Source organism: Spirillospora sp. NPDC049024, assembly GCF_040649235.1.
Taxonomy (GTDB): Bacteria; Actinomycetota; Actinomycetes; order Streptosporangiales; family Streptosporangiaceae; genus Spirillospora.
In genome coordinates this window covers 202,883-212,358 of sequence record NZ_JBEZFD010000017.1, presented here as the reverse complement: position 1 = coordinate 212,358, position 9,476 = coordinate 202,883, and the positions used below count along the sequence as shown (strand labels likewise).

The 9,476-nt window shown below is 73.1% G+C and carries 10 protein-coding genes; 7 read left to right on the top strand and 3 right to left on the bottom strand.

Translation table 11 applies throughout. The features are described from left to right. Positions 1-140: 140 nt before the first annotated feature. Positions 141-641 (bottom strand): transcription elongation factor GreA, encoded by a 501-nt coding sequence (gene greA / locus AB0C21_RS29310; RefSeq protein ID WP_149260927.1) that lies wholly within the window; start codon positions 639-641, stop codon positions 141-143. 196 nt (positions 642-837) lie between these two features. Continuing rightward, positions 838-1,221, bottom strand: coding sequence for a DUF4307 domain-containing protein (locus AB0C21_RS29305; protein WP_500208527.1), 384 nt, complete (start codon positions 1,219-1,221; stop codon positions 838-840). Positions 1,222-1,367: 146 nt separating this feature from the next. On the opposite strand from AB0C21_RS29305, the gene mca reads away from it, so the two are divergent. The 3 genes from mca (at position 1,368) to AB0C21_RS29290 (ending at position 3,152) form a co-directional block, all read left to right on the top strand. Next, entirely contained in the window at positions 1,368-2,285 is a 918-nt protein-coding gene (gene mca / locus AB0C21_RS29300; protein ID WP_500208534.1) for a mycothiol conjugate amidase Mca, read from the top strand. Next, positions 2,285-2,527 (top strand): hypothetical protein, encoded by a 243-nt coding sequence (locus AB0C21_RS29295; protein WP_500208526.1) that lies wholly within the window; start codon positions 2,285-2,287, stop codon positions 2,525-2,527. The genes mca and AB0C21_RS29295 overlap by 1 nt, the downstream gene beginning before the upstream one ends. A gap of 61 nt (positions 2,528-2,588) precedes the next feature. Then, positions 2,589-3,152: a tetratricopeptide repeat protein gene (locus tag AB0C21_RS29290; RefSeq protein ID WP_500208525.1), complete on the top strand. Its 564-nt coding sequence runs from the start codon at positions 2,589-2,591 to the stop codon at positions 3,150-3,152. 19 nt (positions 3,153-3,171) lie between these two features. Here the strand turns inward: AB0C21_RS29290 and AB0C21_RS29285 are convergent, their stop codons facing one another. Beyond that, a complete protein-coding gene (locus AB0C21_RS29285) occupies positions 3,172-3,648 on the bottom strand; it encodes a pyridoxamine 5'-phosphate oxidase family protein (RefSeq protein ID WP_500208523.1) in 477 nt (158 codons plus the stop codon). 79 nt (positions 3,649-3,727) lie between these two features. Between AB0C21_RS29285 and AB0C21_RS29280 the strand changes: the two genes are divergently transcribed. The 4 genes from AB0C21_RS29280 to AB0C21_RS29265 all read left to right on the top strand — a co-directional run bounded on the left by AB0C21_RS29280 (position 3,728) and on the right by AB0C21_RS29265 (position 9,462). Next, positions 3,728-4,696 (top strand): ribonuclease Z, encoded by a 969-nt coding sequence (locus tag AB0C21_RS29280; protein ID WP_500208522.1) that lies wholly within the window; start codon positions 3,728-3,730, stop codon positions 4,694-4,696. Next, positions 4,689-6,062: a dihydrolipoyl dehydrogenase family protein gene (locus AB0C21_RS29275; protein WP_500208520.1), complete on the top strand. Its 1,374-nt coding sequence runs from the start codon at positions 4,689-4,691 to the stop codon at positions 6,060-6,062. The genes AB0C21_RS29280 and AB0C21_RS29275 overlap by 8 nt, the downstream gene beginning before the upstream one ends. 31 nt (positions 6,063-6,093) lie before the next feature. Beyond that, positions 6,094-8,079 carry a thioredoxin domain-containing protein gene (locus AB0C21_RS29270; RefSeq protein WP_500208519.1) on the top strand — a complete coding sequence of 662 codons (1,986 nt, stop codon included), beginning with the start codon at positions 6,094-6,096 and terminating at the stop codon, positions 8,077-8,079. A 210-nt stretch (positions 8,080-8,289) separates the two neighbouring features. Next, a complete protein-coding gene (locus tag AB0C21_RS29265) occupies positions 8,290-9,462 on the top strand; it encodes a C40 family peptidase (RefSeq protein WP_500208517.1) in 1,173 nt (390 codons plus the stop codon). The last annotated feature ends 14 nt before the right edge of the window (positions 9,463-9,476 follow it).

Below are 9,476 nucleotides of genomic sequence, written 5' to 3'. Positions count from 1 at the left end.
GGGCGGCGCGGCGCCGGGCGGCGCGGCGCCGGGCGGCGGCGCGCCCCGGGGACGGGCGCCGGGGTGAGGGGCGCGCAAGCAAGGACCGCCGGGCGGAACCCGCCCGGCGGTCTTCACCTCCGCAGTGCCGAAGCCGGCGGCTACGCGCCGCCGTAGGGGGTGGCGTCGAGGATCTCCACGGTCATGGAACGGCCGTTGGGGAGGTTGTAGGTGGCCTTGTCGCCGACCTTCTTGCCGTCGATCGCGGAACCGAGCGGCGACTTGGGCGAGTAGACGTCGATGGGGGCGCCGACCTCCTCGCGGGAGGCGAGCAGGAACGTCACCTCCTCGTCGTCGCCCTCGAACGAGACCGTGACGGTCATGCCCGGCCCGACCACGCCCTCGGTGCGCGGCGCCTCGCCGACGCGGGCGTTCTCCAGGATGCCCTGGAGCTGGAGGATCCGGCCCTCGATCTTGCCCTGCTCCTCCTTGGCCGCGTGGTAGCCGCCGTTCTCGCGCAGGTCGCCCTCCTCCCGCGCCGCCTCGATCTTCTGAGCGATCTCGATGCGGCCCGGGCCCGACAGGTGGTCCAGCTCAGCCTTGAGCCGGTCGTACGCCTCCTGGGTCAGCCAGGTGACGTTGTCAGCGCGGGTCTCGGTCACGGGTACTCCTCATCCACATGGTGCGATCGGTCCACCCCCGCGGGCGGGCGTCACATCGACATGAAGTGCGGCTGGGTGAAACCTCAAGCCTATCCGGTGTGTGCGGGTAAAGGTTCCCTGAACTCGGCGTCCGCAATCCGCCAATCGTGTCCCGCCACTCACCGGCCGTAAAGGCCTGCCGTCAGCGGCAGGCGGGTCAGACCCTGCGGCAGTCGCGGATCCTCGCCCCGGTGGCCCGCCGCGGCGTCTGGAGCGTCTCCGTCCCCTTGACGCTGGACGTCCCGGGCGGCACGGAGACCTCCTTCTGCGCGATCACGGCGAAGGCGGTGTCGTAGGCGTCCACCGTGCAGCGCACGTCGTCGCCCTTCCCCTTGGCCACCGTGTAGTTGAGCTCGACCGACGTGTCGGTGATGTTGTACGTGACCGTCTGCGACACGATTCCCGGCGTCTGCCCCGTGTGCGCGGCGAGGATGCCGAAGCCGGCCGCCCCCAGCGCCGCCAGGAGGCCGATGACCACCAGCCCGAGCCGGCTCCGCCGGGACGCGGCCGGAGCCGCTGCTTTCGACACGCTCGTCGTCATGGCGGGAATCCTCGTGCGGGGTGCGGACGTTGTCAGGGACAATTCATTCTCGTCTGTCATGGCGCGTGCCTCGAACCGGGGCCCGCTCAACAGTCCGGAGAGGGAGACCCCCAGTGTCCGAGGTCATCGACGGTACGTCCGACGCCATGGGCGGTGCGGCGCTCGAACGGCCCTGCGGCGGCGACGAGCCCCTGCGGCTCATGGCGGTGCACGCGCACCCCGACGACGAGTCCAGCAAGGGCGCGGCCACGATGGCCCGCTACGTCGCCGAAGGAGTCGAGGTCCTCGTCGTCACCTGCACCGGCGGCGAGCGCGGCGACATCCTGAACCCGGCGATGGACCGGCCCGAGATCAAGGCCGACATCGGCAAGGTCCGCGAGGCGGAGATGGCGCGGGCCCGCGAGATCCTCGGCGTCGGGCAGCGCTGGCTGGGGTTCGTCGACTCCGGCTTCCCCGAGGGCGACCCGCTGCCCCCGCTGCCGGAGGGCTGCTTCGCGCTGGAGCCGCTGGAGACCGCCGCCGAGCCGCTGGTGCGCGCGGTCCGCGAGTTCCGCCCGCACGTGATGCTCACCTACGACGAGAACGGCGGCTACCCCCACCCCGACCACGTGAAGTGCCACGAGGTGTCGGTGGAGGCGTTCGAGGCCGCGGGCGACCCGGAGCGCTACCCCGACGCCGGCGACCCCTGGCAGCCGCTGAAGCTCTACTACCACATGACCTTCAGCAAGGAGCGCATCCTCGCCCTGCACTCCGCGATGGAGAAGGCCGGCCTGGAGTCGCCCTACGGCGACTGGCTGAAGCGCTTCGAGGAGGAGGGCGACCAGCGCGCCAGGTGGGAGGTCACCACCCGCGTCCCCTGCGCCGACCACTTCGAGACCAGGGACCAGGCCCTGCTCGCCCACGCCACGCAGATCGACCCGAACGGGTTCTGGTTCGTCGTCCCGCTCGACGTCCAGCGCGAGGCATGGCCGACCGAGGACTACCATTTGGCCAGGTCCCTGGTCGACACGGAACTGCCGGAGGACGACCTGTTCGCCGGCGTCCGGGAGAAGGTGTGCTTGTGATGCCAGCCGTCTACGCCATGCCGCTGAACGACGACACGGTCACCCCCGGCGTCCTCGGCTTCGTGGTGTTCCTCGTGCTGCTGGCCGCGACGGTCTTCCTGATCCGCTCGATGGGCAAGCAGATGAGGAAGATCCAGGCGCCCCGCGAGGCGGATCTCCGGCAGCAGGAGTGGGAGCGGGCCGAGGCGGCGAAGGCGGCCAAGGCCGCGGCGGCGGCCAAGCCCTCCGACGACGACGCCTGACCCGGCCCTGCGCCGGTCCCCGCGCCGGTTGGATGCCGCCGCGCCGGGGAGGACCCTCGGTGTGCGCGCGAACTCCGATGACGCCGACCGCGGCCTCCCGCCCGCGGAGGCTCGCCGTGCCCTCGACCGCCATCTCGCCGGCGCCGTCATCGGTGAGGGCGAGATGGCGGCCGAGGGGCTGGCCCTGCTGGAGGGGGAACGCTGGGCGGAGGCCGCCGAGACGCTGGAGGAGGCCCTGCGCCTCGCCGAGCGCGAGGGGGACGCCCACACGGTCCTGGCGGCGCGCCACGACCTCGCCCGGGCGCTGATCGGCAGCGGCGACCTCGACCGCGCGATCGAGCTGCTCGGCCCGCTGCCGGACGAGTTCGCCGCCCTGCCGGAGCCCGACGAGCGCGCCCGCGCCCGCGCGCTGGAGAGCCTCGGCGAGGCCCACCTGCGCGCGCACCGCCCCGTCGCGGCCATCAACTTCTTCGGCCAGGCCCTGGAGATCCTGCGCGGGCTGGACGCGGTCGCCGGGCAGGCCGCCATGTTCGTCCGCATCGCCGACGCCGCCCGCCTCCGCGGCGACGCCGCGGCCGAGCGCGCCGCCCTCGACCGCGCCGCCGAACTGATCCGCCCCGCCTGACGGCCCGGCCCGGAGCGCTCTAGATCTTGCCGTGGTCCCAGCTGACGATCCGGTCGGGCTCCATGACGATGAGGACGCGCTTGGACAGCGCCTGCTCGATGCCCTCGGCGATCACCGGGTCGACCGGCTCGCCCAGCTTCGGGACGGGCAGGCCCGCCATGCGGGAGCCGACGACCATGCCGACCTTGGACCGGGGCTCGGGGTCCTCGATGACGAGGCCCCGCCCGTACAGGGCGACGCCGCGCAGCTGGTCGTACTCGACGCCGTCCTCGACCAGGCACGTCATGGTGGGGTCGCGGCGCAGGTTGATCACCTTCTGCGACGACTTGTACGTGGTGAAGGCGATCTTGCCCTCGTACAGCGTGTAGAACATCGTCACCAGATGGGGCTCGCCGTCCTTGCCCACGGTCGCGACCTGCACCTTGAAGTTGGCGGCCAGGTAGTCCGCCACTTCCTCGGGCGACATCTTGATCTTGTCGCGTTTGCTACCGGCCAACGGGCCCTCCCAGGATCGTCTGCATCGCGCACAGAATAACCAAGCGCTTGTCCGCCCCATCGCCCGGCACCATGGGGGGATGTCCGTGCGCGATCTCACCGTCCTCGGCTCCGCCAGCGCGGTGCCCACCAGGACCCGCAACCACAACGGCTACCTGCTGCGCTGGGACGGGCAGGGCGTCCTGTTCGACCCGGGAGAGGGCACGCAGCGGCAGATGACGCACGCGGGCCTCTCCGCGAACGACGTGAACTGGATCTGCGTGACGCACTTCCACGGCGACCACTGCCTCGGCGTGCCGGGGATCGTCCAGCGGATCGCCCGCGACGGCGTCGCGCACCCGGTGGACGCGGCGTTCCCGGCGAGCGGCCGGCTCTACTGGGAGCGGCTGCGGAACGCGGCCGTCTTCCGGGACACCGACGTCGTCCGCGAGCGCCCCGTGTCGGGTGAGCGGATGGCGCTCGACACCGGCGACGCCCCGTTCAGCCTGGTCGCACGGCGGCTGTCCCACCCGGTGGAGGCGTACGGGTACCGGCTGGAGGAGCCCGACGGCGTGACGATGCTGCCGGACGAGCTCGTCGCGCGCGGCGTCCGGGGGCCGCTGATCCGCCGCCTCCAGGAGGACGGGCGGGTCACCACGCCCGACGGCCGCACCGTCACGCTGGCCGAGTGCAGCGTGACCCGTCCCGGGCAGAAGGCCGCGTTCGTCATGGACACCCGGCTCTGCGACGGCGTCCGCGAACTCGCCGACGGGGTGGACATGCTCGTCATCGAGTCCACGTTCCTGCACGAGGACGCCGGGCTGGCCGCCGAGTACGGGCACCTGACCGCCGCCCAGGCCGGGGAGGTGGCCGCGGAGGCGGGCGTCCGGCGCCTCGTCCTCACCCACTTCTCCGAGCGGTACCCCGCCGCCGACGAGCACCGCTTCCTGGCCGAGGCGTCCGCCGCGTTCGGCGGCGACATCACCCTGGTCCACGACCTGGACCGCATTCCGCTGCCGCCGCGCCGTCTGACCGGCCGGGATGCCGGGCAGGACCCAGGGCATGACTGACGAAGTCGATGTCGTGGTGATCGGTCTCGGGCCCGGGGGAGAGGACGCCGCGGGGCGGCTCGCCGAGGCGGGCCTCTCGGTCGTCGGCGTGGAGTCGCGGCTGGTCGGCGGGGAGTGCCCCTACTACGCCTGCGTCCCCACGAAGATGATGGTGCGCGCCGCGGGCCTGGTCGCCGAGGCCGAGCGCGTCCCCGGCATGGCGGGCGAGGCGTCCGTCCGGCCCGACTGGGGGCCGGTGGCCGCCCGGATCCGCGACGAGGCGACCGACTCGTGGGACGACAAGGCCGCCGCCGACCGCCTCACCGGCAAGGGCGTGCGCCTGGTGCGCGGCGAGGGCCGCATCACCGCTCCCCACGAGGTCACCGTCGGCGGCCAGGTCTTCCACGCCCGCCGCGGCATCGTGCTCAACACCGGCACCTCGCCCACGGCCCCGCCCGTCGACGGTCTCGCGGACACGCCCTACTGGACGAACCGCGAAGCCGTCCAAGCCACCGAGGCCCCCGAGTCGCTCCTCGTCCTCGGCGGCGGCGTGGTCGGCGTGGAGATGGCGCAGGTCTTCTCCCGCTTCGGCAGCCGCGTCACCATCGTCGAGGCGGCGGACCGCCTTCTCGTCAACGACGAGCCGGAGTCGAGCGCCCTGCTGCGCGAGGTCTTCGAACGCGAGGGCATCGGTGTGCGCACCGGCGTGAACGTCACCCGCGTCGCCCACGACGGAGCCGAGTTCACGATGCGGCTCGGCGACGGGGAGCTCGCCGCCGACCGCCTCCTCGTCGCGACCGGCCGCCGCCCCAACCTGAAGGGGCTCGGCCTCGGCGCCGTCGGCCTGGACGAGAACGCCCGCCGGATCGCCGTGGACGGCCGCATGCGCGCCGCCGACGGCGTGTGGGCGATCGGCGACATCACCGGCATGGGCGCGTTCACGCACGTCTCCATGTACCAGGCGGCCGTCGCCGTCCGGGACGTCCTCGGTGAGGAGGGGCCGCCCGCGGCCTACCGCGCCGTGCCCCGCGTCACCTTCACCGATCCCGAGATCGCGTCGGTCGGCCTCACCGAGGCCCAGGCCCGCGACCAGAACCTTCCCGTCCGCACGGCGGTCGCGCCGATCCCCGAGTCGACCCGCGGCTGGATCCACAAGGCCGGCAACGACGGCTTCATCAAGCTCGTGGAGGACACCGAGTGGGGCACGCTGGTCGGCGCCACGGCGGCGGGCCCGTCCGGCGGGGAGGTCCTCGGCTTCCTGGCCGTGGCGGTCCACACCGAGACCCCGACCGCCGCCCTCCGCGAGATGATCTACGCCTACCCCACCTTCCACCGCGCCGTCGAGTCCGCGCTCGCCGGCCTCGCCGCGCGGGCGCGGGGGGAGTGAGGCGGCGGCCGGATCGGGCAGGATCGGGGGCATGAACCGGCTCAAGGACGCGACCAGCCCGTACCTGCTCCAGCACGCCGGGAACCCGGTGGAGTGGTGGGAATGGAGCGACGAGGCGTTCGCCGAGGCACGGCGGCGCGACGTCCCCGTCCTGCTCTCCGTCGGATACGCCGCCTGCCACTGGTGCCACGTCATGGCCCACGAGTCCTTCGAGGACGGCGAGACGGCCCGGGCCATGAACGAGCTGTTCGTGAACGTCAAGGTCGACCGGGAGGAGCGCCCGGACATCGACGCCGTCTACATGGAGGCGACCCAGGCCATGACGGGCCAGGGCGGCTGGCCGATGACGGTGTTCATGACTCCGGAGGGGCACCCGTTCTACTGCGGGACGTACTTCCCGCGAGCGCAGTTCCGGGCGCTGCTGCAGGCCGTCCACAAGGCGTGGGCGGAGCAGCGCGACGACGTCGCCCGGCAGGGGCAGCAGGTCGTCGACGCCCTGACCTCGCGCGGGTCCGGTCTCGGCGGGTCGGAGACGCCCGGCGACCGGGTGCTCGCGCACGCCGTGAAGGTGCTCGCGCGCTCCTACGACGCGGCGCGCGGCGGGTTCGGGGGCGCCCCGAAGTTCCCGCCGTCGATGGTCCTGGAGTTCCTGCTGCGCCATCACGCCCGCACGGGCGACGAGGAGTCGCTGGCGATGGCGTCCGGCACGCTGGAGGCGATGGCGCGCGGGGGCATGTACGACCAGCTCGGCGGCGGGTTCGCGCGGTACTCGGTCGACGCGGGATGGGTCGTCCCGCACTTCGAGAAGATGCTCTACGACAACGCCCTGCTGGCGCGCGTCTACGCGCACTGGTGGCGGGTGACGGGGAACCCGTCCGCGCGGCGGGTCGCCCTGGAGACGTGCGACTGGATGCTGCGCGACCTGCGCACCGACCAGGGCGGGCTCGCCTCGGCGCTGGACGCCGACAGCGAGGGCGTCGAGGGCAAGTACTACGTGTGGACGCCCGAGCAGCTGCGGGAGGTGCTCGGGGACGAGGACGGCGCGTTCGCCGAGCGCCTGTTCGAGGTGACCGGGACGTTCGAGCACGGCGCGTCCGTCCTGCAACTCCTGAGCGACCCCGATGACGTCGAGCGGTACGAGCGCGTGCGGACCGCGCTGCTGGCGGCGCGCGCGCAGCGGATCCCTCCGGCGCGGGACGACAAGGTGGTGGCGGCGTGGAACGGGCTCGCCGTCGCGGCGCTGGCCGAGTGCGGCGCGCTGTTCGACCGGCCGGATCTCGTTCTGGCGGCCGAGGAGGTCGTGCGGCTGCTGGGAGAGGTCCACCTCCGGGACGGGCGGCTGGCGCGCACGTCCAAGGACGGGGCGGCCGGGGCGAACGCCGGCGTCCTGGAGGACTACGCCGACGTGGCCGAGGGCCTGCTCGCCCTGCACGCGGTCACCGGCGACCCGCACCACGTGCGGCTGGCCGGCGAGCTGCTGAACACCGTCCTCGAACGGTTCGCCGACGGGTCCGGCGGCTTCTACGACACGGCCGACGACGCCGAGCGGCTGTTCCGGCGCCCCCAGGACCCGACCGACAACGCGACGCCGTCGGGGCAGTTCGCGGCGGCCGGGGCGCTGCTGTCGTTCGCCGCGCTGACCGGGTCCGACTGGCACCGGCAGGCGGCGGAGGACGCGCTGGCGCCGGCGGGCACGCTCGCCGACGAGCACGCGCGGTTCGCGGGCTGGGGCCTCGCGGTCGCGGAGGCGCGCGCGGCGGGCCCGGTCGAGATCGCGGTGATCGGCGATCCGGACGACGTGCGCACCCGCGCGCTGCACCGCACGGCCCTCATGGCCGTCGCGCCGGGCGCGGTGGTGAGCGTGGGCCCGCCGGACGCCGAGGGCGTTCCCCTGCTGGAGGGGCGGGGACTGGTGGAGGGAGAGCCGGCGGCGTACGTCTGCCGCGGGTTCGTCTGCCAGCTGCCCGTCACGACCCAGGCGGACCTGAACCGCGAACTACGTGGGCAATTGGACTGACGATCCACTTTATGGCAACGTGACCTTGATCTCAGCCGGGCAGGCTGTTACTACTGAGTAACTGGAACGTGCCTGACCCAATGAAGCCGAGCGGACGAGGCTGTCCGATGGCGCCCCGGGTATCTGGACGGTGGCCGACCATCTGAGTCATAGTCGTGTCCTGTGCGCGGTCAGGGAGCCGGCGCGAGGCGACATCGAGGGAGTGTGCCAGTGGGCAAGCCGAACCGCCGGATCCTTCCGACGATCATCGGCGTCTCCGTGCTGACGACGCTCGCGGCCAACGTCGCCGTCCTCGTCGCGCACGACGACGGCCCGCCGGACCGGCCGCGCGGCGAGCAGCGCGCCCGCTTCGTCGCCGCCTCCGGCAGCACCGGCCTGTCGCCGGGCGCGGTCGCGCCGCTCGGCAAGCGGCTCACCCCGCACGTCCTCGTGGCGGCCCCCTCCACGCTCCCGCCGGAGTTCGTCCAGAAGATCCGCGGCGCCAAGGGCGTGAAGGGCGTCGAGGTCGTGGACGCGGTGCAGGGCATGGTCGCGGGCAAGCGCGTCGGCCTGATGGGCGTCGACCCGTCCACGTTCCGCAACTACACCCCGAAGCCGACCGCCAAGTCGGACGCCCTCTGGCGCAACGTGGCCTCCGGCGACGTCGCCATCTCGTTCACGATGGGCAGCGACGGCGGCGTCAAGCTCGGCAGCCAGGTGCCCGTCGGCGGCAAGCAGCACCAGTCGCAGCTGCGGGTGGGCGCGTACGCGACGATGGGCATCAGCGACGTCGACGCGGTCATCTCGCACACCACCGCGCAGGCCCTCGGGATGCCGACCGGCAACGCCCTGCTGATCAGCGTCCCGAAGACCGCGCCGAAGACGTTCATCAAGAAGCTGCGCAAGGTGCTGCCTAAGCACGCCAAGGCCGTCGCGGTCAACCCGGAGATCGACTTCCCGCGGGCCGGGAACGTGCCGGTCGCGGGCGGCCAGGTCATGACGGCGAGCCAGGTCCGCACGGTGATCAAGGCGGCCTACACGCGGCTCGGCTGGCCGTACGTGTGGGGCGGCGAGTCCGAGGCCGAGGGCGGCTACGACTGCTCCGGCCTGATGCAGTACGCGTTCGCCAGGGCGGGCATCCGGCTCCCGCGCGTCGCCGCCGACCAGGCCCGCGCCGGCTGGGTCGTCCCCTACAGCAAGGCCGAGCCGGGCGACATGCTCATCTGGGCCAACGACCCGACCGCGCCCGGCTACATCTCCCACATCGCCCTCTACCTGGGCCAGGGCAAGATGCTGGCGGCCCCGCGGACCGGCACCGTGGTGCAGGTGCAGAACGTCTACACCCGCAACATGCGCGGCGCCGTCCGAGTCAGCCCCCGAATGGCCGCCTCCCTGGCCCGCTGACCCGCGCAGCGGGC